This is a genomic window from Microtetraspora glauca, assembly GCF_040656155.1.
Taxonomy (GTDB): domain Bacteria; phylum Actinomycetota; class Actinomycetes; order Streptosporangiales; family Streptosporangiaceae; genus Microtetraspora; species Microtetraspora glauca.
This window is the reverse complement of the sequence record NZ_JBFALK010000017.1, coordinates 66,161-89,378: the sequence shown is the minus strand read 5'-3', so window position 1 is coordinate 89,378 and position 23,218 is coordinate 66,161. Positions and strand designations below refer to the sequence as shown.

The following is a 23,218-nucleotide window of genomic DNA, read 5'->3' as shown; positions in this document are numbered from 1 at the left end:
GGCTATTTGATGGACCCGGCGGTGAGACCGGAGACGACCTTCCGCTCGATCAGCGCGAACAGGATGATGACCGGGATGGTGGCGATCACCGAGCCGGCGAACAGGTTCTGCCAGTCGACCTGGTACTGCCCGATGAAGGAGTTGAGCCGCACGGTCAGCGGCTGCTGCTCGGGCGAGGTGGTCAGGGTCAGGGCGACCACGAACTCGTTCCAGGCCGCGATGAACGTGAAGATCAGCGCGGTGACCACGCCGGGCGCGGCCAGCGGCAGCGTGATCCGGAACAGCGCCCCGAACCGGCCCGTCCCGTCGATGAACGCCGCCTCCTCCAGCTCGCGCGGGATCGAGGAGAAGTACGCGTTGAGGATCCACACCGCGAAGGCCAGGTTGAAACCGCCGTTGACCAGGATCAGCGACCAGATCGAGTCGACCAGGCCGAGCTGGGAGAACTCCCGGTAGATCCCGACCAGCATCGCGGTCGGCTGGAACATCTGGGTGACCAGCACCAGGATCAGGAACGCCATGCGGCCCCGGAAGCGGTGCCTGGCGGTGTAGTACGCCGCGGGCAGGGCGACCAGCAGCACGAGGATCGTCGATCCGGTCGCGACCTGCAACGTGATCAGCAGGTTCCCGGACAGCCCGCCCGACCAGAAGTTGGCGAAGTTCTCCCACGCGAAGACCGTCGGCAGGTAGGCGCGCTCGCGCAGCTCCGCCTGCGGCCGCAGCGCGGTCAGGATCATCACCAGGTACGGGAAGAGGAAGACGAACGCGATCAGGTACGCGCTCGCGGCGACGACCACCGTCCTGATCCGCGGCATCCGCCGCCCGGGAACGGCGGCCGAGGCGGCGCCCGTGGCCGCGGCGACCGGAGGGGTCTCGGTGGCGGTCATCACGACACCTCGTTCTTCCACTTGCTGACCTTGAGGAAGATCGCCACCAGGACGATCACCATGCCGAAGTTCACGACCGACATCGCGGCGGACTCGCCGATGTCGGAGCCCTTGAGGATGAACATGAAGATCGTGGATGTGGCGGTCGAGTAGCCGGGCTGGCCGTGCGTCATCACCCAGATGATCGGGAAGTTGTTGAAGACGTTCATCACGTTGATGAGCGTCGCCACGGTCAGCGCGGGCCGCAGCAGCGGCAGCGTGATCGACCAGTACGTGCGCAGCCGGGAGGCCCCGTCCGTCTTGGCCGCCTCGTAGACCTCCGCGGGGATCGTCGACAACCCGGCGAGCAGCGCGTACGTCGTGAAGGGCAGCGAGACGAACACCGCGACGGCGATCAGCCACGGCATGGCCGTGGACGCCTGGCCGAGCGGGTCGGCGTCCGCGGTGCCGAGCGCGTCGAGCAGGCCGAGGTCGTGCCGCAGCATGTTGAGGAGGCCGACCTCGGGGTCGAGCATCCACTTGAAGATGATCGCCGTCATCAGCACCGACGCGGCCCACGGCGCGATCATCGCCCAGCGGGCGAGGCGGCGGCCGGGGAAACGCTGGTTGAAGAGCTGGGCGAGGCCGAGCGAGAGCAGGACCGTGATGGCGACCACGGCCACGACCCAGATCACGCTGCGTGCCATCACCCCGCCGAAGTCGGGCTCTTCGAACAGCTTGGCGTAGTTGTCCGTGCCGTTGGAGCCCTGGACCACGCCGAACCGGCTGATCTTCAGGAAGGACGACTGGATCATCGCGACGACGGGCCACACGACCACGACGCCGATCAGCACCACGGCGGGGCCGATCCACGCGAGGGGCGCCAGCGTGTGCGCCGCCCGCTTCAGGGGGGAGGTCTGCTGCATAACTCCTGCTTCCTGCGAAGAGGTACGGCCCGCGCCGCCGGGGCGCGGGCCGTACCACCGGATCAGCCGGCCGCGGCGACCTTCTGGATCGCCCCGAGGACCTTCGCGGGATCACCGGTGACGGCGCCGCCGATGGTCTGCTTGATCTGGGAGTTCACCTCAGACCACTTCGGGTCGGTGAAGGGGTAGAAGGTGGCGTTGGGCAGGGCGTCGAGGAACGGCTTGAGCTTCTCGTCGGTGGAGAGCTTCTCGATGCCCGACTTGGTCACCGGCAGCAGCTTGTAGGTGTCGCTGATCTTCTGGACGGCGGACGAGGAGTAGAAGAAGTCGAAGAACTTCTTGATCTCCTCCTGGTGGCCGTTCTTGTTGAAGGCCATGATCCAGTCCTCGACGCCGAGCGTGGTGTCGAGCGGGCCAGACTTGCCGGGGATCGGCGCGACGCCGTAGTTGGTCAGGCCGCCCTTCTCGAAGATCGGCATCGACATGGGGCCACCGTTGGCCATGCCGACCTTGCCGGCCGCGAAGTCCTCCCAGACCGTCTTGCGGTCCTTGGTGCCGGGGTTCGGCGTGGTGAGGCCGGCCGCGTGCAGGTCCTTGAGGAACGTGAACGTCTCGACGTTCTGCGCCGAGTCGATCGCCCACGCGCCGGAGGCGTCCTTGTAGCCGCCGCCGTTGCCCATGAACCACAGGAACGACTCGCCCTGGGCCTCCTCCTGCCCGAGCGGCAGGCCGAACGGCTGGGACACCCCGGCCTTCTTCAGCTTCTCCGCGTCGGCCTTCAGCTCGTCCCAGGTCTTCGGCGGCTCGCTGATCCCGGCCTTGGCGAACAGGTCCTTGTTGTAGAACAGCGCGCGGGCGGAGGAGACGAACGGGATGCCGTACGCCGTGCCGTCCACCTTGCCGAACTCGGCGAACTTCTCCAGCAGGTCGGACTGGGTGTTCGGCGAGAGCACCTCGTCGACCTTGTGCAGCAGCCCGTCCTTGACGAACCCGGAGTAGTCGCCGGTCTGCAGGATGTCGGGCATCTGCCCGTTCTGCACCATGGTGGCGACCTGGGTGTCGATGTCGTTCCAGTTGATGACCTGGACGTCGACCTTGATGGTCGGGTTGGCGGCCTGGAACTCGTCGACGACGCCCTTCCAGAACTTGTCGCCGCTGTTGTCCGCGGTCGGGCCGTCGCCGTAGTCGGCGGCGACGAGCTTCAGCGTCACCGAGCCGCCGGCGGCCTTGTCGGCGCCACCGCCGTCACCGCCGCTCGACTCGCCGCAGGCGGACAGGGCCAGCGCGGCGGCCACGCCGAGGGTGACCACCCCGGCAATCCTCTTGCTCATCTCGACTACCACCTTGATTTAGGGATGACTGGTCTGTACCGGTTGAGAGCCGAACAGGGGGTAGGCCGCTTTTGTGCGGCTTGGGAGCCAAGGTTAAACAGGTCGCAAAGCGCCGGTCCATACCGCGAAATATCGGATTTGCAACGAAGGTGCATCACCGGAGCGATGCCGGTCTATACCAGGCGGCCATCAGGAGGAGGCGCGGCACCCGGCGGACACCCGGCGGCATGACCGGAGGCCCTGACCGGCCGGGCACTCGCGCTGCGCAATGTTGCGCATATTAGCGCCTTTCCGCTCGCATGCGAGCTACCGGTACCAGCCCAAAGAACACGAATCGCCAAATATCACGAAGTGAGATGGAGCATGGACGGTACGTAGCCGAGGAGGGGCGCCCTCAGGAGGCGCGGCAGCCCGACGATCAGGGCCCGGGCGCAAGGATGAGCAGGGGGCGGCCCGGCCCGGCCGCCGCTCAGATGAGCATCAGGCCTGGACCACGTCGACGCCGGCGTCCCGGAACCTCTGGACCGTCTCGGCGGGGGCGTCGCGATCGGTGACCAGAGTGTCGATGGCGGAGCAGGGACAGATCCGCGCGAACGCGCGGCCGCCGAGCTTCGAGGAGTCGGCCACGACGATCACCCGGCCGGCCCGGGAGGCCATGAGCCGGTTGATGCCCGCCTCGCCCTCGTGATGGGCGAAGGCGCCGCCCTCCGGGTTGAGCGCGTCCACGCCGAGGACCGCGAAGTCGAGCGAGATCTCCCGCAGCACGCCGTCCGCCAGCGGGCCGATCAGCTCGTACGACTCGGGCAGCGCGACGCCTCCGATCACCACGATCTTGACGTGCCTGCGGACGACGAGTTCGTTGGCGATGTTCAGCGCGTTCGTCACCACCGTGACGCTCGGCTCGCCGCCCTGCCGGTCGAGGTCCGCGCGACTGGCGAGGGATCGGGCGACCTCGGTGGTCGTGGTCCCCCCGTTCAGCCCGACGATCGCTCCGGGCGGGAGCAGGGCCGCCGCGGCCGTGGCGATGCGGTGCTTCTCGGGCGCGTGCCGCGCCGCCTTGTACTGCAGCGGCAGGTCGTAGGAGATCGCTCCGGCTACGGCGCCGCCGCGCGTCCGGGTCAACATCTGCTGACGGCTCAGGTGGTCCAGGTCGCGCCGGATGGTGGCGGCCGACACGCCGAGCTCGGCGGCCACGGCGTCCACTTCGACCTTGCCGTCCCTGGCCAGGATCGCGAGCAGCTCGTTCCACCGTTCGTGGCTCGACATGGGCCCCTCCTCGCCGCTTCCACCCGTTCTCGGTTCCGCGAAGCGTAAGCGTATCCAACCTCCGGCTTGCGCATATTTGATTGTTAATGACATATTGTGCACAGAAATACGCATCAGGAGGTCGGGTCGCGACATGATCCTCACCGTCACCCTCAACGCCGCCCTGGACGTGACGTACGAGGTGGACGGGCTGGTGCCGAACTCCAGCCACCGCGTCACCGCGGTCCACCAGCGGGCCGGAGGAAAGGGCGTCAACGTCGCCCGCGTGCTCGCCTCCCTCGGCGCCGACGTCCGCGTCACCGGTCTGGCCGGCGGCCGCACCGGAGCGGAGATCGCGGGCGACCTCTCCCGGGCCGGGATCCCGGCCCGCTTCGGGACGATCGAGGGCGACTCCCGGCGCACCGTCACGGTGGTGTCCGGCGACGCCACCGTGTTCAACGAGCCCGGCCCCTCGGTCACGGAGCCGGAGTGGCGGCGGTTCCGCGCCCTGTTCGTGGAGCTGTGCCGGGACGCCCGGGTCGTCGTGCTGTCGGGAAGCGTGCCACCCGGGGTCGGTCAGGACGCCTACGCCCAGCTCATCGCCGACGCCAGACGCCACGACGTGCGCGTCCTGCTCGACGCCGACCACGAGCCGCTCCGGCTCGGACTGGCGGCGCGACCCGACGTCGCCAAGCCGAACGCCGCCGAGCTGGCCAGGGTCGCCGGGCCGGGACCCGTCGAGGAGGCCGCGCGGCAACTGCTCGCCGCCGGACCCGCCGCGGTGGTCGTCTCGCGGGGCGCCGACGGCCTCCTGGGGGTCACGCCCGGCGGGAGCTGGACCGTCCGCCCGCCCAGGCGGCTGTCGGGCAATCCCACCGGAGCCGGGGACGCCGTGGCCGCCGCGCTGGCCAGGGCCCTGCTCTCCCCCGGGCCGGTCGACTGGCCCCGCGCCCTCGCGGACGCGGCCGCGATGTCGGCCGCCGCCGTCCTCTCCCCCGTCGCGGGGGACATCGACCTGACCGCCTACCGCGAATTCCTGCAGGAGATCACATGCCGCTCGCCACGACCGCCTCGATAGTCGGGACCGCACCCGGCGGAGTGTGCGCGTTCAACATCATCACTCTCGAGCACGCCGAGGCCGTCGCGGCGGCGGCCGAGCGGGTCGGTACGCCGGTGATCCTCCAGGTCAGCGAGAATGCCGTACGGTTCCGGCTCGGGAGGCTGGCGCCCCTCGCCGCCGCCGCGACCGCCATCGCCGCCGCCGCCACGGTGCCGGTCGCCCTCCACCTCGACCACGTGACCGACGACGCGCTGATGTACCAGGCCGCCGACGCCGGGTTCAGCTCCGTGATGTACGACGCGTCGCTGGATCCGTACGAGATGAACGTGGCCAGGACGAGGGCCGCCGCCGAGTGGGCGCACGAGAACGGCCTGTGGCTGGAGGCCGAGCTCGGCGAGGTCGGCGGGAAGGACGGCGCGCACGCGCCGGGTGTGCGCACGGATCCCGGCGAGGCCGCCGCGTTCGTCTCCGCCACCGGCGTGGACGCCCTCGCGGTGGCGGTGGGCAGTTCGCACGCGATGACCGCGCGCGTCGCGCGGCTCGACCACGCGTTGATCGCGGCGCTGCGCGCGGCGCTGCCGGTGCCGCTGGTCCTGCACGGCTCCTCGGGGGTGCCCGACGACGAGCTGCGCCGGGCCGTCGAGGCCGGCATGAAGAAGATCAACATCGGTACGGCGCTGAACGTCGCGTTCACCGAGGCGATCAGCAGGTCGATCGCGCAGAACCCGTCCGGCGCGGACCCCCGGCCGCGTCTCACCGCCGCCAGGGACGGCATGATCGACGCGACCGCCCACCTGCTCCGTACGGTCGCTCAGCGCAGCCAGGTGTAGCGGCGCTCCGGCCGGCCGGCGGCGCCGTACCGCAGGGACACCTCGGCGCGGCCGGTCTCGCAGAAGTATTCGAGGTAGCGGCGCGCGCTGACCCGCGAGATGCCGACCAGGACCGCGCATTCGGCGGCGGACAGCGTCCCGTCCTCGCCGCGCAGGGCACGCGCGACCAGGTCCGCGGTCTCGGCGCTCATGCCCTTCGGCGGCGGGGCCGCCACCGCCGCGGCGCCGCCCCGGGCCAGCACCCGGTCCACCTCGCTCTGGCCCAGGAGCGCCTCCGTGGGCACGTCCTTGCGCTGGGCGGCGTACTGCTCCAGCCGGACGCGCAGGTCCTCGATGTCGAACGGCTTCAGCAGGTAGTTGACCACGCCCTGGCGTACGGCGCCGCGGACGGCGTCGATCTCCCGCGCGGCACTGATCACCAGGACGTCGCAGTCGTGGCCGGCGGCCCGCAGCCGCGTGATGACGTCCAGGCCGAAGATGTCGGGCAGGTAGAGGTCGAGCAGGACGAGGTCGGGACGCAGTTCGGCGACGGCCGTGAGCGTCTGCTCGCCGGTGTTCGCCGTGCCCACGACGCGGAACCCGTCGACCCGGTCGACGAACCCGCGGTTGATCCGGGCCACCATGAAGTCGTCGTCGACGACCAGGACGTCGATCATCGGCGCCCCTCCGCCATCTTGGCGGCCGGGTGGCCGACGGACAGCGAGGCCGTGAACATGGCTCCCTCGGGGGTGTTGGCGACCGCGACCTCGCCGCCGCGGCGCTCGCAGACCAGCCGGGTGAGCGCCAGGCCCATGCCGCGCTCGCCGCCCTGGGCGGCCTTCGTGGTGAACCCCCGGGTGAACACCTCGTGGGCCAGTTCGGGCGCGATCCCCGGCCCGGAGTCGCGCACCACGATCTCCACGCTGGACGCGTCCTGGCGCAGCTCGACCTCCACCCACGCCTCCTTGTCCGCGTCGCCGCCCGCGTCCACCGCGGCTCCCGTGTCCGCCGCGCCCGCCGCGTCCACGGCGTTGTCGACGAGGTTGCCGACCACCGTGGCGACGTCGGCGGAGTCCGCCGGCTCCAGCCGTTCCAGCGCCGTACGCTGCGAGACCCGCAGGTGGACCTTGCGCTCCGCGGCCAGGGACGACTTCGCCATCAGCAGCGCGGCGACGGCCGTGTCCCGGACCTGGCTGGTCAGGGTCAGGTCGAGCGACTCGCGGTGGCGGCGCAGCGCGCGTACGTATCGCACCACTTCGTCATGCTCCTCGATCTGGATCAGCCCCGAGATGATGTGCAGTTGGTTGGAGAACTCGTGCGCCTGGGCGCGGAGCAGTTCGGTGGAACTGCGGAACGAGCCGAGCTCGCGTTCGAGCTGGGCCAGCTCGGTCCGGTCCCGCAGCGTCGTCACGGATCCGAGCCTGCGCCCGTCCTTGGTGACGTTCATCCGGTTCATGACCAGCACCCGGCCGCGCCGTACGACGACCTCGTCCCGGGCCTCGGTCTCGTCGCCGGTGCCGGCCAGCACGTCGTGCAGCCGGCCCTCGATCCGCAGGTCGGCCAGGCTCATCCCGACACAGTGGTCCGGGAGGTCGAGCAGCCTGCGGCCAACCTCGTTGACCAGGGTGAGCCGCAGCTGCGGGTCGAGCGCGATCACCCCCTCGGCGATGCCGTACAGCATGGCCTCCCGGTGCTCGGCGAGGCCGGCGATCTCGCGCGGCTCCAGGCCGAGGGTCTGGTGCTTGATCCGGCGGGCCAGCAGCCATGACCCGATCAGCCCGAGCGCGCTCGCGATGCCGAGATAGGTGAGCAGGTACGAGGACGCGCCGACCAGCCGCTCCCAGACCGTCGGCGACGCCCGGCCGATCATCACGGTGCCGAGGTGATGGCCGAGGTTGTCGGGACCGGCCCCGAGCACGGGGACCTGGGCCACCAGCTCACGGGTGGACCCCACGCCGAGCTCCCCGGACCAGCCGCGCGCGTGGGCGACGCCGGGGTCTCCGTACGGCAGCCGCGTTCCCACCAGCCGGGGGTTCGACGAGCTGATGATCTTGCCGTCGAGGTTCGCCACCGTCACCGAGGTGACGCCGGACTGGGTGAGCGTGGTCTGGACCAGTGGTGCGAGCATCTCTCCGGGCGCCGGCCGGTCGATCTGGATGCGCACCAGCGGGGTGCTGGCCATCTGCTCGGCCAGCGCGGTCACCCGCCGTCCCTCGACGCGGTCGAACGTCGCCTTCGACTGGGCCACGGAGACGGCGCCGACCGCGACCAGGACGACCACGATGATGGCGAGTTGGAGCGCCAATAGCTCGCCCGCCAGGGTGTGCCGGCGGAATATCACGACCACAATGAACTCAATCTTCGCTGGTGACACAAGGCAGACGGGATGCGGCCAGGTCGCCACAATCATGGCGCTGGGATGCCTCAAAACGAAAGAGACGGACCTGTGAGAACTCGATTCACCGCACTTCTCAGCGCCGTGACCGGCGTCGTGATGCTCGCGGCGACCGCCTGTGGCGCCACCGCGCAGAAGGACGAGACCACCGCCGCGGGCGCGGCCGGGGCACCCGTCGCCGGCCTGCGCCTCATGGTGCCCAACACCCCCGGCGGAGGGTACGACACCACGGCCAGGACCGTGGCGAAGGTGATGGAGGACGCCAAGATCGCCTCCGGTGTGCAGGTGTTCAACCTGCCCGGCGCGGGCGGCACGGTCGGCCTCCAGCGCACGGTGAACGAGAAGGGCAACGGCAAGCTCGCCATGCAGATGGGGCTCGGCGTGGTCGGCGCCTCCTACACCTCGAAGTCGCAGGCGACCCTGACCCAGACGACCCCGATCGCCAAGCTGATCGAGGAGGCCGGCGCCATCGTGGTGCCCAAGGACTCCCCGTACCAGACGATCAACGATCTCGTCACCGCGTGGAAGAAGAACCCCAAGGGCCTGGCGGTCGGCGGCGGCTCGCTGCCCGGCGGCCCGGACCACCTCCTGCCGATGCAACTCGCCAAGCAGGTCGGCATCGACCCCAAGGAGGTCAACTTCATCTCCTACGACGGCGGTGGAGAGCTGCTGCCGGCGATCCTCGGCAACAAGATCGCGTTCGGCGCCAGCGGGTACAGCGAGTTCCTGGACCAGGTCCAGGCCGGCCAGATCCGGGTGCTCGCGGTGACCAGCGAGGAGCCGGTCGAGGTGATCAAGGACGTCCCGACGATGAAGTCCGCCGGCATCGACTTCGTCTTCACGAACTGGCGCGGCATCGTCGCGCCGCCCGGCATCAGCGACGCGGACAAGAAGGTGTGGATCGACGCGCTGACCACGATGCACGGCTCTGACCTCTGGAAGGGCGAGCTGGTCAAGCGCGGCTGGACCGACGCCTTCGTCACCGGCGACCAGTTCACCGCCTTCCTCGCGGAGCAGGACAAGCTGGTCGCGGAGATCCTGACGCAGCTCGGGCTGGCATGAGCGTAAGGACAGACGAGCGGAACGGCGACGTGGACGCTCAGCCGTCAGGGGCCGGGGATCGCGCGCAGTACGGCGTGTGCGCGTTCCTCGCCCTGACGGGCGCCCTGGTGATCGTCGACGCGACCGGCATCGCGCACCTGACGAGCAGCAACGATCCCATCGGACCCCGCCCGGTGCCGATGATCCTGGGCGTGCTGCTCCTCGTGGTCGCCGTGATCTACGCGATCGACGTCGCGCGTGGTGGCCGCGGCGAGCCCGAGGGCGGCGAGGACGTCGACCTGTCCAGCCGGATCGACTGGCGTACGGTGCTGCTGCTGATCGGCGCCTTCGCCGTGAACGCGGTGCTGATCGACTGGCTCGGCTGGGTGATCAGCGGGACCCTCCTGTTCTGGGGGTCGGCGTTCGCCCTGGGCAACCGGCACTACCTCCGCAATCTGGCGATCGCGCTGACGCTGTCGCTGGTCACCTTCTACGGGTTCGCCATCGGGCTCGGGGTCAACCTCCCGGCCGGCGTCCTGCAAGGAATCCTCTGATGGACAACCTGTTCCACCTGCTTGAGGGGTTCGCGAACGTCGTCACCCCGATGAACCTGCTGCTCTCCCTGGTCGGCGTCACCGTCGGCACGGCGGTCGGCGTGCTGCCGGGCATCGGCCCGGCGATGACCGTGGCGCTGCTGCTGCCCGTGACGTACGGGATGAACCCGACACAGGCGTTCATCCTGTTCGCCGGCATCTTCTACGGCGGCATGTACGGCGGGTCCACCACCTCGATCCTGCTGAACACCCCGGGCGAGTCGTCCTCGGTCGTCACCGCCGTCGAGGGCAACAAGATGGCGAAGGCCGGGCGGGCGGCGCAGGCGCTCGCGACCGCGGCGATCGGCTCGTTCGTGGCGGGGACGATCGGCACCCTGCTCCTCGTGTTCGTCACCCCCGTGGTGGTGACGTTCGCGATCGACCTCGGCGCGCCGGACTACTTCGCGATCATGATCCTGGCCTTCATCGCGGTCACCGCGGTGCTCGGCACCTCGCGCGTGCGCGGTTTCGCCTCGCTGCTGATCGGCCTGGTGATCGGCCTGGTCGGCATCGACGCGGTGAGCGGGCAGCAGCGGCTCACGTTCGGCCTCCCGCAGCTCGCCGACGGCATCGACGTGGTCATCGTGGCCGTCGGGATCTTCGCCGTCGGCGAGGCCCTGTGGGTGGCCGCGCACCTTCGCGGGAGGCCGGGAGAGGTGATCCCGGTCGGCCGGCCGTGGATGGGCCGCGACGACTGGAAACGGTCGTGGAAGCCGTGGCTGCGCGGCACCGCGTACGGGTTCCCGTTCGGGGCGCTTCCCGCGGGCGGCGCGGAGATCCCCACCTTCCTGTCGTACGCGACGGAGCGGAAGCTGACCAGGCACCCGGAGCAGTTCGGCAAGGGGGCGATCGAGGGCGTCGCGGGCCCGGAGGCGGCGAACAACGCGTCCGCGGCGGGCACGCTCGTGCCGATGCTGGCCATCGGCCTGCCGACGAACGCGACCGCCGCGGTCATGCTGGCGGCGTTCCAGTCGTACGGCATCCAGCCGGGGCCGCTGCTGTTCGAGCGCGAGTCCACGCTGGTCTGGACGCTGATCGCCAGCCTGTTCATCGGCAACCTGCTGCTGCTCGTCCTGAATCTGCCGCTCGCCCCCGCCTGGGCGAGGCTGCTGCGGATCCCTCGGCCCTACCTGTACGCGGGGATCCTGTTCTTCGCGACGATGGGCGCCTACGCGGTGAACGCCCAGCCGCTCGACCTGCTGCTGCTCCTGTTGCTCGGACTGCTCGGGTTCGGCATGCGCAGGTTCGGCCTGCCGGTGCTTCCGCTCATCGTCGGGGTCATCCTCGGCCCGCGCGCCGAGCTCCAGGGCAGGCGCTCGCTCCAGCTCTCGGGAGGCGACCTGTCCGGGCTGCTGGGCGGGCCCGTCTCCTATGTGATCTACACCGTCATTGTGATCCTGCTGGCCTGGCCGCTGATCCAGCGGTACGCGCCGCACCTGAGGAGGACGCGATCGTGACCGTTCTGGTCGGATACATCCCTTCGCCCGAGGGCGAGGCCGCACTGCACGCGGCGACCGACGAGGCCCGCAGGCGCGGGGAGCCGCTGCTGGTCGTGAACGCGTCACGGGGCGACGCCTACGTCGACCCGAGGTTCGCGCAGCTGGACGACCTGGACCGGGTTCGCCGCGACCTGACCGAGGCGGGGGTCATCTTCGGCGTGCACCAGGTGGTCGGCGAGCGCGACGCCACCGAGGAGATCATCGATCTGGCCGCGTCGGAGGGGGTGTCCCTGCTCGTGATCGGGCTCCGGCATCGCAACCCCCTGGGGAAACTGATCATGGGCTCGGCGGCGCAGCGGATCCTCCTGGAAGCGGCCTGCCCGATACTGGCGGTGAAGGCCGCCTGAATCCCTGGAATCCCGGTACGCCATCATCGGATGGTCCGGCCCGGACACCGGCAGGACGCTCATGACGCACACGGAACGGCGAGCACCCACGCGATCAGATGGAACATGAATCCCGACGACGGCGGCACCGTACGGCCGTTCTGCTGGCCCACGCCCTGGGCACGCAGATCGTCACCTTCGTGCTGCGCCCGACCATGTCCTATCGCGCGATCGAACTCGACGTCCCGGCGGTCTGGCTCGGCGTCCTGAGCGCGAGTTTCGCCATCGCCCCGCTGGTGCTGGCCATCCCGGCGGGGCACGCGGCCGACCGGGTCGGTGAACGCCGGGTGGCCCTGGCGGGCGCCGTCCTGCTCGTGTGCTCAAGCCTGGTGTTCCTGCTGCTCGGCCACAACGTCGCGGGCCTGGTCTTCGGGGGCGTGCTGCTCGGGACCGGCCACCTCGGCTGCGTCGTCGGGCAGCAGGCCTTGGTGGCCAACACCACGGAGAGCGGCCGTTTCGACACCGCCTTCGGGCACTACACGTTCGCGGCGTCGCTGGGGCAGGCGGCCGGGCCGGTCCTGATCACGGCCTTCGGCGGCTCCCGGGCGATCCCCGACACCGGGGCCATCTTCCTGGTGGTCCTGTTCCTCACCGCCGGCCTCGCGGGGTTGTCGGCGTTCCTGACCGGCAGCCCCCGAGCCGCGGCCCGCGAGGACGCCGGGGAGGCCGGGATCCGCTCGCTGATCCGCCTGCCCGGCCTCGTCAACGCGCTCGCGACCAGCTGCGTCGTCCTGGCCGCCGTCGACATCACCCTCGTCTACCTGCCCGCGCTGGGCGCGGAGCGGGGTCTCGCGTCGAGCACGGTCGGCCTGCTGCTGACCGTACGCGGCGTGGCGTCGATGGGCTCCCGCCTGTTCCTCGGCCGCCTGTCCCAGGCGTTCGGGCGCCGCAGGCTCCTGGTCACCAGCACCATCGCGGCGGCGCTGGCGCTGGTCGCCACCCCGCTGCCCGTGCCGGTCTGGGCGCTCGCCGGGCTCCTCGTCGCCGCCGGTTTCGGGCTGGGCGTCGGGCAACCGCTGACCATGTCCTGGCTGGCCGAGTCCGCTCCCCCGGGGCTGAGAGGGCGGGCGATGTCCCTGCGCCTGGTCGGCAACCGTACCGGCCAGGTGCTGATCCCCAGCGCGGCCGGGCTGGTGGCGGCCGGGCTCGGCGCGGGCGGGGTGCTGTGGATCACCGCGCTCAGCCTCGGCTGGGCCGGAGTGGCGGCGCGACGTCTCCCCGTGGACCGCCGACAGTGAGGACACGGGCGAGCGGCGCCCTCACAGCGTCAGCTGCCGCTGCGCCTGGGTACGCCACTCGAGCAGCACCACGGTGGCGTCGTCCTGGAGCTGCCCGTCCTGGTGGCTCAGGATCGACTGGATCAACCGGCGCAGGGTCTCCGGGGGCGTCAGCCCGCTCGACTCATGGCGGATGACGAAGTCGGTGAAGTGCCGCAGGCCGAACAGCTCCCCCTCGGGGCTCTGGGCCTCGATGATGCCGTCGGTGTAGAGCAGCAGCCGGTCACCGGGTTCGAGGTGGTAGGTGGCGACATTCGCGGCCTGGCCCAGCCCGAGGCCCATCGGCGGCGACGGCGGGGTGTCGAGGCTGATGGTCGTGCGGTTGTCACGGATGACCAGCGGCGGGTGGTGGCCCCGGTTGATCCAGGTGAGCCGGCCGGTGGTCGTGTCCAGTGCGGCCAGGACGCCCGTGGCGAAGCGGGACCGGGCGAACTGCTCGTCGATCGCCTGGTCGATCGCCTCGCTCACCCCGAGCAGGTCCGCGCCCTCGCGGCGGCGGTTGCGGTAGCAGCCGATGGCGATGGTGGCGGTCAGCCCGGCGGCGGTGTCATGGCCCATGGCGTCGAAGATCGACACGTGCATGGTGTCGCCGTTAAGCGCGTAGTCGAAGGCGTCCCCGCCCATCTCGTACGCCGGTTCCAGCACCGCGCTGACCACCACCCTCTCGTTCGCGAAGGTCCTGGCCGGCATCAGGTTCCAGAGCACTTCGGCGGAGAGGTTCATCGGCCTGGTCCGGGCCAGGATCGCGTACGAGTCGCTGGCGCCCTTCTTTCCCTCCACCAGGAAGGCGACCAGCGACGCCAGGTAACGGGCCCGCCAGCTGGTCGTCACGGTGAGCTCGGGCACGGTGACCGCCATCACGCCGAGCCGCTCCGTGCCGTCGAGCAACGGCAGCCACAACCGCTGCGGACGGTCCTCCGCCGAAGGCTCCACGGGTTCGGCGGCGGACGGGTGCGTGGCCGGTCTGACCCTGACGACCTCCACGTTGCGGAAGGCCCGACCGGCCATGGTGGCGTCGATGCGGATGCGTTCGAGCGGGTCGCCGGCCTCATCGCGCTGGCCGGGGAGCGGCACGAGGAACTGCTGCTGCAGATCGACCACGTAGATCATCGTCTGGGAGAGGTCCCAGACGGCCGCGTGCACGGCGACCAGCGCCGACAGGTCCTCTATCGAGGTCAGATGGGCGGCGTGGACCAGCCCGCCCAGCATCTCCTCATCCTTGGTCAGCACGCGCACGCTCCCTGGGTGTCCATCGTCCCCCTCCCCCTACCCCGTGGTGCTGGTTCCTAGTTTGACCTGGGGAAACGAGGGCAGCGGCGGCATGACGGAGAGCGGGCCGGACAGGAGGAAGGCGATGACGAACATCTGGACACCGGGAAGCCGGTACCCGCGCGGTGGCGATCTGGACTGGCTGCCCCCACTGGCCCAGTCCCCGGACGCCGAGGGCGATCCCGAGGACGGCCCCTGGAAGGGCTGGTACGTGCCGGGCGCCGACTCGTCCGACGACGTGGAGGAGCCCTCCGAGGAATAGGCCGCCACGCGGGCACCCCTGCTCAGGCGGTCAGGGTGTGGCCCGGTTCGCCAGGTCGAGCGCGATGTCCACGATCATGTCCTCCTGGCCGCCGACCATCCGGCGGCGGCCCACCTCGGTGAGGATCGCGCGGGTGTCCACGCCGTAGCGGGCCGAGGCCGCCTCGGCGTGCCGCAGGAAGCTGGAGTACACCCCGGCGTACCCGAGCGTCAGCGTCTCCCTGTCCACCCGTACCGGACGGTCCTGAAGCGGCCTGACGAGATCGTCGGCGGCGTCCATCAGCGCGTACAGGTCACAGCCGTGCTCCCAGCCCATCAGGTCGGCGACGGCCACGAACACCTCCAGCGGCGCGTTGCCCGCGCCCGCCCCCATCCCCGCCAGCGAGGCGTCGACACGGTGGCAGCCGTTCTCCACCGCGACGACCGAGTTGGCCACACCCAGGCTCAGGTTGTGGTGGGCGTGGACACCGATCTCGGTTTCCGGTCGCAGCGCGTCACGGTAGGCCCGGATACGGTCGCGCATGCCGTCCATGGTCAAGCCGCCGCCCGAGTCGGTGACATAGACGCAGTTCGCGCCATATGACTCCATCAGCCTGGCCTGCCCGGCCAGCACATCGGGATCGGCCATGTGGGACATCATCAGGAAGCCCGCCACGTCCATCCCCAGCTCGCGGGCGGTGGCGATGTGCTGGGCCGCGATGTCGGCCTCGGTGCAGTGCGTCGCGATCCGCACGGAGGTGACGCCGAGGGCGTGCGCCCGGCGGAGGTCCTTGACCGTCCCGATGCCGGGCAGCAGCAGCGTGGTCAGCTTCGCGTGCCGTACGGCTCCCGCCACGGCCTCGATCCACTCCTCGTCCGTGTGCGCGCCCGGGCCGTAGTTGAAGCTGCCTCCGGCGAGGCCGTCGCCGTGCGACACCTCGATGGCGGCCACTCCGGCGGCGTCGAGCGCCCTGGCGATCTCCACGGCCTGGTCGAGGGTGTAGCGGTGCCGGATGGCGTGCATGCCGTCCCGCAACGTCACGTCCTGCACGTAGATCCTGGTCATGCGGCCACTCCCGTCCCCAGTTCGGCGAGCCGCTCCGCCGTACGCAGGGCGGCCGAGGTCATGATGTCGAGGTTTCCCGCGTACGCGGGGAGATAGTGGGCGGCGCCCTCCACCTCGAGGAACACGGTCACCTTCGTACCGCCCCTGCTTCCCGGCGCCAGCGTCCACACCGGCTCGTCCCGGCCGATCGAGCTGAACTGGACCTTCTGCTTGAGCCGGTATCCGGGGACGTACTCGCGCACGCGCGCGACCATGTCCTCCACGGCTCCCGCCACCGCCGCCTCGTCGCAGTCGTCGACCAGGCAGTAGACGGTGTCCCGCATGATCAGGGGCGGCTCGGCGGGATTGAGGACGATGACCGCCTTGCCGCGCTCCGCGCCGCCGACCTGCTCGATGGCGGCCGCGGTGGTCTCGGTGAACTCGTCGATGTTCGCCCTGGTCCCCGGCCCCGCCGACTTCGAGGCGATGGAGGCGACGATCTCGGCATAGCGGACCGGCGTCCGCGAGGACACCGCCGCCACGATGGGGATCGTGGCCTGCCCGCCGCAGGTCACCATGTTCAGGTTGGGCGCCGCCAGGTGCTGGTCGAGGTTGACCGACGGCACCACGTAGGGGCCGATGGCCGCGGGGGTCAGGTCGATGACCCGCTTGCCGTGCCCCTGGACGACGGCGGCGTTGTGCCGGTGCGCCCCGGCCGAGGTGGCGTCGAGGACGATGTCCACGTCGTCGAACTCCGGCAGCCGCACCAGCCCGGCGACACCCTCGGCGGTGACGGCGAGCCCGCGCCTGCGCGCCCTGGCCAGGCCGTCGGACGCGGGGTCGATGCCGGCCATGGCCACGACCTCGATCTTCTTCGACAACAACGCCTTGAACATGAGGTCGGTCCCGATGTTGCCCGACCCGATGATCGCGATCTTCACTGCTTTCCTCTCATTCCTGCTTCATGATCCGAAGACCGCGGTCACAGAGCCGACGCCCTCGATGCGCGCCTCGAACACGTCCGCTCGCTCGACGGGCACCACCGGCCCGAGCGCGCCGGTCAGCACGATGTCACCGGCCCGCAGCGGGAAGTCCGTACGGCCGAGGGTGTCGGCGAGCCAGACCGCCGCGTTGAGAGGGTGGCCCAGGCAGGCGGCTCCCGAGCCGGTGGAGACCTCCTGGCCGTTCCTGGTCATGCTCATCGCCGCCGTCTTCAGGTCCAGTCCCGTGAGAGCCACGGGGGTGTTCCCGAGGACGAAGCCTCCGCTGGAGGCGTTGTCCGCGATCGTGTCGGCCAGGGTGATGTCCCAGTCCGCGATCCTGGAGTCCACGATCTCGATGGCCGGGAGCACGAACTCGACCGCCCGCATCACGTCGGCCACCGTGAACGGGCCACCGCGGAGGTCCGCGTCGATCACCAGCGCGATCTCCGCCTCCGCGCGGGGCTGGAGGAAACGGCCGTACGGGATGGGCAGCCCGTCGGGGTGCCACATGTCGGCGAACAGCACGCCGAAGTCGGGCTGGTCGATGCCGAACTGCCGCTGCACCGCCGGGTTCGTGATGCCGATCTTCCGGCCGACCAGACGGCGTCCGTCGGCCAGCGCCCGCCGCGTGTTGATCTCCTGTACGGCGTAGCCGTCGGCGGCCGTGCTGATCAGATCCCGGACGGGAGCGCACGGCCTGCCCGATGCCGCGGCCGAAAGGAGCCGGTCGGCCGCCTGGCCGTGGACCGGATCGGCATCAGACCTTTCATCGTTCATCGGTTGCTCCTGCTTGGTCGTGTGATGTCGGCTCGACAGAGCCCGGTTCCGTATGCCGGAACCCGTGAGTAGCGGGTGCGGTCACGCTCCGGCGATAGCCTCACCGGCCGGATCTCGGATCGCAGCTCAATGCTCCTGCCACTGGTCATATGGGTACCGGTTCACGACAACCATGGGCAACAATGGTTCCGTGACACGGAACCAGGATCGACTCTCGATGCTGGAGAAGACGTGGCTGGTTCTGGACGCGTTCCGCCCCACGGGAGGCCCGCTCCGCCTGATCGACGTCGCCCAGCGCTGCCATCTGGCCAAGTCCACGGCCTTCCGGCTGCTCGCCGACCTGACCGAACTCGGGGTCGTCACGCGCAGGGACGACCGCTACTACCTCGGCCGGCGGCTGTTCGAGCTGGGCAGCATCGTCCCTCTCGAACGCGACCTGCGGCACGCCGCGCTGCCGTTCATGCACGACCTCTACGAGGCCACCCGGGAGACGATCCACCTCGGCGTACGCGACGGGCTGGACGTGGTGTACGTCGAGAAGATCCGCGGCCACGAGTCGCTCTCCCTGCCCTCCGCCGTCGGCGGGCGATTGCCGCTCACCTGCACCGGTGTGGGAAAGGCGCTGCTGGCCTACTCCGGCCAGGACCTTCTCGACGAGGTGCTCTCCCGGCCGCTGCGCAGGCTCACCCCGCGCTCGATCGTGGACCCGGAGCGTCTCGACGAGGAGATCGGGCAGATCCATATCCAGGGGCTGGCCCACGAACGCGAGGAGTCGCAGATCGGGAGCGCGTGCATCGCGGCGCCGATCTTCAAGGACGCCGCGGTCGTGGCCGCGTTGTCGGTCTCGGTCCCGGTGGCCCGCTTCCACCCCGCCAGGCTGGCCCCGGCCGTGAAGACCGCCGCGCTGGGCGTCTCACGGGCACTGACCCGGTCCCTCTGAGACCGGCACCCGCCCTCCGGGAACGCTGTCGACGGCTCCGCACCGGCTGTCATCCTGGCGGCCTCGTTCCCATGGTGTGCCACATACCGCGACCTGGGGTAATCGTAAAAACACTCTGGGTAGTCGAGGTGAGGAAAGGTGACTCTGGCACCATTGAGGAGGAAGCATGTCCGAACGAGCGACACCGCGACATGGAAGTGTGAGCAACCCGCGGTCCAGGGCCGATATCCACCTCTCAGCCTGGCAGGCCGCCGCGCTGGAGGCGGGGAAGTTCTTCCCGGCTCTGCAGGCCGGCCTGCATGACCCCTACGCCGCCGACGACGTCGCCAACAACACACCTCCCGTCGACGGCAGGATCGCGAGCGCCGGTCTCGACTTCGCCTCCTCACTCGACGAGCCACGGACGGACTGGGCCAAGCACGCGGCGCGCGCCGGCCAGGAACTCGAGATCACCTGGCACATGCACGCGCCGCACAAGACCCGCCGGTGGAACTACTTCCTCACGACCAGCAGCTGGGATCCGAAGAAGCCCCTGGCGCGGGCGCAGTTCGACCCCACTCCGATCGCGACGATCCAGAACGCGGCTCAGCCGTACTGGGCGCACGACGACCTCATCCCGAGCAACCCGACCGTCCACCGCGTCCGCCTGCCCGAGGAGCACAGGGGCTACCACGTGCTCCTGGCGGTATGGGAGATCGCCGACACCGGCAACGCCTTCTACCAGGTCATCGACCTCGACCTCAGCTAGCCCACTCCGGGGCCCCGATCGGCGCACGCTCCCGGCGGGACACGACAGCCGGTAGAGCGCCTCGCCCTCCCACGAGACCACCGTCGGTGTCCCGGGAGTTCGGAGGTCCCCATCACGACGCGAAGGGCGCCCGGTGGCCGGGCGCCCTTCGCTCGCAGAGGGTCAGACCGCGGCGTGCGCGCCGCCGGGCTGCTCCTCTCCGTCGATCTCGCGCAGCGCGGTCGTCGCCGCCACGTAGGCGGTTCCGGTACCGGGCCGCAGGACCGTACGGCGCAGCGCGACGTAGATCGCGGGGGTGAGGACGAGGGCGACGAGGAAGCCGAGCTGGAAGATGTCGGCGGCGAACAGGTAGTACGAGACGCCGAAGCCGACCACCAGGGCGATGATGCCCGCCCAGTTGAACCGCTCGACCTGGGTGCCGGACCGCCTGCCCCGGGTCAGCCGGTAGTCGGTGATGAGCAGCGCGCACAGCGAGCAGGTCGCGATACCCAGGCCGCCGAGCAGTTGGCCGAGGAAGCCCAGCACGCCGGCCCAGACCGCGCACAGCGCGAGCGCGTTCGCCACGAGCACCATCACGATGCGGCTGGGCGTACGGCCGATCAGCGCGTCGACCAGGTTGGTCAGCGAGAGCGAACTGGTGTAGGCGTTGATGACCTGGGCCTTGACCTGGGCCGCGTACATGACCAGGAAGCCGAGCAGGCCGGCCAGGACGACGAAGTAGGCGCCCGCGTTGGAGTGGGCCAGGGCCTGGACCTTCTCCGCGGTGCCCGCCCCCGGCTGGGCGGCGGCCACCGCCGCGTTGGCCGGGTTCTCCAGGTAGGCCGCCACCACGGCGTCACCGGCCTGATAGAGCAGCGCGCCGAGCACGACGACGCCGAAGTTGACGATGATGGCGCCGCCGATGGACATGATCTTCACGTCGCGGGAGGTCCTGGCGTAGCGGGAGAAGTCCGCGGCGGTCAGGGCGAGCGCGCCCGCCATGCCCATCATGCTGGCCAGCGTGCCCATGATCTGGGCGCCGCCGACCTCGGCCGGCCGGAACGCGAGCACGTCGCCGGGCGACAGGGACGACTTGCCGAACGCGACCACGGTCACGGTGATCATCAGCACCGCGGCGATGACCGTGAGCAGGAACGACGTGCGCTGCACGAGCTGGACCCCGAAGAGGGCGAGCCCGATCCAGACGACGGTGAAGATGCCGTAGATGACGATGGCGTTCGCGGTGCTCGGCGACCACCCGAGCATGAACAGCGTGCCGTGGTACAGCAGCGCGTTCTCCAGCGCGAGGAAACAGATGATCATCGCGGCGAACATCAGCGACGCCAGGGCTGAGCCTGACGCCCCCAGCCCGTGGAATCGGCTGGTCACCGTGGACGAGGTGCCCGTGCTCTGGCTGACCTTGCAGGTGAGCGTGCCCATCACCGCGCCGAAGATCGCGGAGACGGCGGCCATCCCGATCGTCCACCAGACGCCGACGAGGTAGCTGGCCCCGCCACCGATCAGCAGCATGGCGAGGGTCGTGCCCACGCCCGCCGTGTTCGGCAGGAGGGCCCAGCCACCGCGTCGTTCGTCGTCGGCGACCGGGTTGAGGACGTTGTCCTCCATTGTTTCGCGAAGGTGTGAAGGCGCACCTTGACCGTGGGGAGAATGCATGACGAATCCCTTTGACGCCGTCCCGCTGTCATGGAGGCGGGCTCGTGATGCGGACACACAACCACAGGGGTGTGAGACACACCTCGTACGTTGTCCCGCTGGTCCGGACACCTGTTGGCGGGAGTTCTCGCGGGTTTTCCGAAGAGTTCCCGGAGAGTTCCCGGAGAGTTCCCGGAGAGTTCCCGGGGCGGCGCACGGTCGGAGGGGATGTGTACGAGCCTCGGGCTACGGCGCCCAGTGCACGACCGCGCCCCCGGTTCCCCACAGCGGGCCGTACGCGCGCACATCGGCCGGGCGGTTCACCTGGCCGGTGCCTTCGAGGAAGGCGAGCGCGCGAAGCTGGCTGTCTGCCTGGGCCTCGCGGGCGTACTGCTCGCGCAGTTCCATCACCTCGCCGAACCTGCCCTCGGCCAGCAGGCCGAGAACGCGCCGATCCCACTCCTCGTTCCTGGCGCTCTCCACGTGGTCCTCCCCCGGCGTGATCCACTGCTGGATCAGGCCGCTGGACAGGCCGGAGACGGCGACGACGGCCACCCGTCTGCCGACCGCGGAGGCGGCGTCCATCACGGCACGGCCGAGCGTGGAGATGGCCTCCACTCCGGCGTACAGGTTGCAGGAGACCTGGACCACGGGCAGCGTGTCGGCGGGGTCGAGCAGGCCCGTGGCCACGATCATGCCGGTGTCGATCGGGAAGTGCTCGTAGTGGGTGCGCCGCGCTTCGAGCCCGGTGCGCTCGATCTCCTTCGCCCACTGCTCGGCCAGCTCGACGTCCGTCCGGAGGTCGTACGGCATGGTGCCGTAGTCGAAGTCGTACCAGTTCTCGTCGACGCGGACGCCGCGCAGGCGCGGGTCCAGCTGCACCTGGTGCCCGAGCACGGTGAACCACTGCGTCGAGAGCACCACGAGGGTCTCCGCGCCCGCGTCCCGCAGCAGGGTTCCGACGTGCTTCGACTCGGCGGTCAGCTCGGCCCAGACCGGCGCCGGGTCGGCCGCGAGCAACTGCGGCATTCCGGGCATCAGCACCGCGCCGGCGAAGTGGCCGTGGGTTCCGGTCGTCGCGCCCTCGTTCATCGTGTCCGTCACTGCCGCCCCCGCATGTCCCACAGACACACCGCGTTGCCCGTGCCGATCACCGTTCCGTACGTGAGCACCTCGCCGACGTCCTCCGGCCAGCCGAGCGCCGACAACATCCAGGAGAGGCTGCCCGCCTTGGTCTCCGACTCGGTCTGCTGGATGTGCTCGGGGATCATCTCCCGCAGCTCACGGGTGCGTCCCGCCCGGATCAGGTCAAGGAGGCGCATGTCCCACCGGTACTGGTGGTGGTTGTAGGCGTGCTCGTAGGTCATGTCCTCGGGCAGCCCCAGCTCGCGCTCCCAGTGCAGGTGCGACAGCGAGTTCGACCCGGCCACGATGGCGCGGCGGCCGAGCCCCTCGATCGCCTTACGCGCCGATTCCCCCAGGATCTCCATCTGGTCCAGCGAGGACGTCGAGTAGAAGTACGGGTTGTTGTTGGCGGAGAGCGACACCACCGGGATGTCCCAGTCGGGGTTCAGCAGGTGCAGTGCGGTGATCGTCGCGTAGTCGACGCGCACCCCCTCGTTGCGCATCTTCCTGGTGACCAGGCCGTCGTCGCTCGCCTGATCCGCGATGGCCTCGGCCAGTTCCACGTCGGTACGGAAGTCGTACCGGTAGCGCAGCAGGTGCGGGAAGATCGGCTCGACGGAGAACCCCTTGGGGTTCGGCACACAGTTGACGTGGTGGCCCACCATGGTGATCCAGTGCGGCGCGTGCAGCACGATCACGTCGGGCTCCATCTCGCGGATGCGGCGGCGCAGGTCCTCGTACGCCCAGCGCAGGACCTCCCAGCCGCCCTCCGAGGTGGGTTCGTTCTGCGACGGGTTCTCCGCGTACAGCAGCTGCGGCGGATGGGGGGCCAGTATCCCCGCGATGATCCCGGGACCGCGGCAATCCCGTACGGGTTCGTCCGCGGCGGGGGTGGGATGCCCGGGTGAACCGCCGGTCCGCCGCTGCCACGTACGGTCGCCGACCGGGACTTTGAACACACTCGACATGGCCCGCACGCTAATGACGGGAAACGCGCGGCTCATCGCGCTTGTCCGGCAGCACCGGACAAG

At 70.1% G+C, this 23,218-nt stretch carries 23 protein-coding genes; 10 read left to right on the top strand and 13 right to left on the bottom strand.

Features of this window, described 5'->3' with window-relative positions; translation table 11 throughout:
- Positions 1–2: 2 nt before the first annotated feature.
- The 4 genes from AB0I59_RS28480 to AB0I59_RS28465 all read right to left on the bottom strand — a co-directional run bounded on the left by AB0I59_RS28480 (position 3) and on the right by AB0I59_RS28465 (position 4,389).
- Positions 3–887 (bottom strand): carbohydrate ABC transporter permease, encoded by an 885-nt coding sequence (locus tag AB0I59_RS28480; RefSeq protein WP_358137779.1) that lies wholly within the window; start codon positions 885–887, stop codon positions 3–5.
- The gene (locus tag AB0I59_RS28475; protein ID WP_358137777.1) at positions 887–1,792 is read right to left on the bottom strand and encodes a carbohydrate ABC transporter permease; all 906 of its coding nucleotides are present in this window, start codon (positions 1,790–1,792) and stop codon (positions 887–889) included. Before AB0I59_RS28475 ends, AB0I59_RS28480 begins: the two co-directional genes overlap by 1 nt.
- Before the next feature lie 62 nt (positions 1,793–1,854).
- Positions 1,855–3,123 carry an extracellular solute-binding protein gene (locus AB0I59_RS28470; RefSeq protein ID WP_061257827.1) on the bottom strand — a complete coding sequence of 423 codons (1,269 nt, stop codon included), beginning with the start codon at positions 3,121–3,123 and terminating at the stop codon, positions 1,855–1,857.
- A gap of 480 nt (positions 3,124–3,603) precedes the next feature.
- Positions 3,604–4,389, bottom strand: a complete 786-nt coding sequence (locus tag AB0I59_RS28465; protein ID WP_358137774.1) for a DeoR/GlpR family DNA-binding transcription regulator — start codon at positions 4,387–4,389, stop codon at positions 3,604–3,606.
- 133 nt (positions 4,390–4,522) lie between these two features.
- On the opposite strand from AB0I59_RS28465, the gene AB0I59_RS28460 reads away from it, so the two are divergent.
- The gene (locus AB0I59_RS28460) at positions 4,523–5,446 is read left to right on the top strand and encodes a 1-phosphofructokinase family hexose kinase (RefSeq protein WP_061257825.1); all 924 of its coding nucleotides are present in this window, start codon (positions 4,523–4,525) and stop codon (positions 5,444–5,446) included.
- On the top strand, positions 5,419–6,258 hold the full coding sequence (locus AB0I59_RS28455) for a class II fructose-bisphosphate aldolase (RefSeq protein WP_358137771.1): 840 nt from the start codon (positions 5,419–5,421) through the stop codon (positions 6,256–6,258). Before AB0I59_RS28460 ends, AB0I59_RS28455 begins: the two co-directional genes overlap by 28 nt.
- On the opposite strand, the gene AB0I59_RS28450 is transcribed toward AB0I59_RS28455, so the two are convergent.
- Together AB0I59_RS28450 and AB0I59_RS28445 are read right to left on the bottom strand one after the other, a co-directional pair.
- On the bottom strand, positions 6,240–6,914 hold the full coding sequence (locus AB0I59_RS28450; RefSeq protein WP_061257823.1) for a response regulator: 675 nt from the start codon (positions 6,912–6,914) through the stop codon (positions 6,240–6,242). The genes AB0I59_RS28455 and AB0I59_RS28450 overlap by 19 nt on opposite strands.
- The gene (locus AB0I59_RS28445) at positions 6,911–8,584 is read right to left on the bottom strand and encodes a sensor histidine kinase (RefSeq protein ID WP_358137768.1); all 1,674 of its coding nucleotides are present in this window, start codon (positions 8,582–8,584) and stop codon (positions 6,911–6,913) included. The genes AB0I59_RS28450 and AB0I59_RS28445 overlap by 4 nt, the downstream gene beginning before the upstream one ends.
- A gap of 99 nt (positions 8,585–8,683) precedes the next feature.
- Between AB0I59_RS28445 and AB0I59_RS28440 the strand changes: the two genes are divergently transcribed.
- The 5 genes from AB0I59_RS28440 to AB0I59_RS28420 all read left to right on the top strand — a co-directional run bounded on the left by AB0I59_RS28440 (position 8,684) and on the right by AB0I59_RS28420 (position 13,389).
- The gene (locus AB0I59_RS28440) at positions 8,684–9,694 is read left to right on the top strand and encodes a Bug family tripartite tricarboxylate transporter substrate binding protein (RefSeq protein ID WP_228644054.1); all 1,011 of its coding nucleotides are present in this window, start codon (positions 8,684–8,686) and stop codon (positions 9,692–9,694) included.
- Entirely contained in the window at positions 9,691–10,227 is a 537-nt protein-coding gene (locus tag AB0I59_RS28435) for a tripartite tricarboxylate transporter TctB family protein (protein ID WP_061257820.1), read from the top strand. The genes AB0I59_RS28440 and AB0I59_RS28435 overlap by 4 nt, the downstream gene beginning before the upstream one ends.
- Positions 10,227–11,723 (top strand): tripartite tricarboxylate transporter permease, encoded by a 1,497-nt coding sequence (locus AB0I59_RS28430; protein ID WP_061257819.1) that lies wholly within the window; start codon positions 10,227–10,229, stop codon positions 11,721–11,723. The genes AB0I59_RS28435 and AB0I59_RS28430 overlap by 1 nt, the downstream gene beginning before the upstream one ends.
- Complete coding sequence (locus tag AB0I59_RS28425) at positions 11,720–12,112, top strand: universal stress protein (protein WP_061257818.1); 393 nt, start codon at positions 11,720–11,722, stop codon at positions 12,110–12,112. The genes AB0I59_RS28430 and AB0I59_RS28425 overlap by 4 nt, the downstream gene beginning before the upstream one ends.
- A 98-nt stretch (positions 12,113–12,210) precedes the next feature.
- Complete coding sequence (locus AB0I59_RS28420; RefSeq protein ID WP_061257817.1) at positions 12,211–13,389, top strand: MFS transporter; 1,179 nt, start codon at positions 12,211–12,213, stop codon at positions 13,387–13,389.
- Between the two features lie 21 nt (positions 13,390–13,410).
- Here the strand turns inward: AB0I59_RS28420 and AB0I59_RS28415 are convergent, their stop codons facing one another.
- A complete protein-coding gene (locus AB0I59_RS28415) occupies positions 13,411–14,658 on the bottom strand; it encodes a PP2C family protein-serine/threonine phosphatase (protein WP_358137763.1) in 1,248 nt (415 codons plus the stop codon).
- A gap of 124 nt (positions 14,659–14,782) precedes the next feature.
- On the opposite strand from AB0I59_RS28415, the gene AB0I59_RS28410 reads away from it, so the two are divergent.
- Positions 14,783–14,959 carry a hypothetical protein gene (locus AB0I59_RS28410; RefSeq protein WP_228644064.1) on the top strand — a complete coding sequence of 59 codons (177 nt, stop codon included), beginning with the start codon at positions 14,783–14,785 and terminating at the stop codon, positions 14,957–14,959.
- 30 nt (positions 14,960–14,989) lie between these two features.
- Here AB0I59_RS28410 and dmpG read toward each other — a convergent pair whose 3' ends face one another.
- Genes dmpG through AB0I59_RS28395 form a run of 3 tightly spaced genes read right to left on the bottom strand, consistent with a single transcriptional unit; the run spans position 14,990 to position 17,742 of the window.
- Complete coding sequence (gene dmpG, locus AB0I59_RS28405; RefSeq protein WP_061257816.1) at positions 14,990–16,003, bottom strand: 4-hydroxy-2-oxovalerate aldolase; 1,014 nt, start codon at positions 16,001–16,003, stop codon at positions 14,990–14,992.
- Positions 16,000–16,923, bottom strand: a complete 924-nt coding sequence (locus tag AB0I59_RS28400; protein WP_082777122.1) for an acetaldehyde dehydrogenase (acetylating) — start codon at positions 16,921–16,923, stop codon at positions 16,000–16,002. The genes dmpG and AB0I59_RS28400 overlap by 4 nt, the downstream gene beginning before the upstream one ends.
- A gap of 21 nt (positions 16,924–16,944) precedes the next feature.
- Positions 16,945–17,742 (bottom strand): 2-keto-4-pentenoate hydratase, encoded by a 798-nt coding sequence (locus AB0I59_RS28395; protein ID WP_358137759.1) that lies wholly within the window; start codon positions 17,740–17,742, stop codon positions 16,945–16,947.
- 190 nt (positions 17,743–17,932) lie between these two features.
- Between AB0I59_RS28395 and AB0I59_RS28390 the strand changes: the two genes are divergently transcribed.
- Together AB0I59_RS28390 and AB0I59_RS28385 are read left to right on the top strand one after the other, a co-directional pair.
- Positions 17,933–18,682: an IclR family transcriptional regulator gene (locus AB0I59_RS28390; protein ID WP_358137756.1), complete on the top strand. Its 750-nt coding sequence runs from the start codon at positions 17,933–17,935 to the stop codon at positions 18,680–18,682.
- A gap of 199 nt (positions 18,683–18,881) precedes the next feature.
- Positions 18,882–19,430, top strand: coding sequence for a lytic polysaccharide monooxygenase auxiliary activity family 9 protein (locus AB0I59_RS28385; RefSeq protein ID WP_358137754.1), 549 nt, complete (start codon positions 18,882–18,884; stop codon positions 19,428–19,430).
- A 162-nt stretch (positions 19,431–19,592) separates the two neighbouring features.
- On the opposite strand, the gene AB0I59_RS28380 is transcribed toward AB0I59_RS28385, so the two are convergent.
- The 3 genes from AB0I59_RS28380 to AB0I59_RS28370 form a co-directional block, all read right to left on the bottom strand.
- Complete coding sequence (locus AB0I59_RS28380) at positions 19,593–21,035, bottom strand: purine-cytosine permease family protein (RefSeq protein ID WP_358137751.1); 1,443 nt, start codon at positions 21,033–21,035, stop codon at positions 19,593–19,595.
- Between the two features lie 273 nt (positions 21,036–21,308).
- Complete coding sequence (locus AB0I59_RS28375) at positions 21,309–22,166, bottom strand: DODA-type extradiol aromatic ring-opening family dioxygenase (RefSeq protein WP_358137748.1); 858 nt, start codon at positions 22,164–22,166, stop codon at positions 21,309–21,311.
- Positions 22,163–23,155 carry a DODA-type extradiol aromatic ring-opening family dioxygenase gene (locus AB0I59_RS28370; RefSeq protein WP_358137745.1) on the bottom strand — a complete coding sequence of 331 codons (993 nt, stop codon included), beginning with the start codon at positions 23,153–23,155 and terminating at the stop codon, positions 22,163–22,165. The genes AB0I59_RS28375 and AB0I59_RS28370 overlap by 4 nt, the downstream gene beginning before the upstream one ends.
- Positions 23,156–23,218: the final 63 nt, after the last annotated feature.